1 protein-coding gene is annotated in these 434 nt (G+C 48.2%); it reads left to right on the top strand.

Annotated features, from left to right (window positions below; translation table 11 throughout):
• Positions 1-311: IS66 family insertion sequence element accessory protein TnpB (gene tnpB, locus EFBL_RS15885; protein WP_096183064.1), on the top strand; the 311-nt coding region annotated here is incomplete at its 5' end.
• Between the last annotated feature and the right edge of the window lie 123 nt (positions 312-434).

Below are 434 nucleotides of genomic sequence, written 5' to 3'. Positions count from 1 at the left end.
GCACCGATCTACGAAAGTCGATTGACGGACTGGCAGTCCTTGTCAAAGAAGGCTTTGATCTCGATCCGTTTTCTCCCTGCCTCTTTGTATTTTGTAACCGGCAACGCGACAAACTGAAGATTCTCCATTGGGAGCACAACGGTTTCTGGCTTTATTATCGGCGGTTGGAGCGCGGTACCTTCCAGTGGCCTGCGGAAACGAACTCATCCCCTTTGAAGATTAGCCGTCGCGAACTGCGCTGGTTGCTCGATGGTCTTTCGCTGGAACAACATCTTGCTCACCCTGAGGTTACAGCACGCACGATTCTTTAATAACCTTCGGTGTTCCGTTACACTTTTCCCCGTGTGTCGACAGGAAATCGCGGTCATTTATTGAAATCTATACGTATGAAAACAATAGCGAATACGAACCCGTCTACAATTGAAGAACTTCAA

Source organism: Effusibacillus lacus (genome assembly GCF_002335525.1).
Taxonomy (GTDB): domain Bacteria; phylum Bacillota; class Bacilli; order Tumebacillales; family Effusibacillaceae; genus Effusibacillus; species Effusibacillus lacus.
This window is presented reverse-complemented; position numbering and strand designations above follow the sequence as displayed.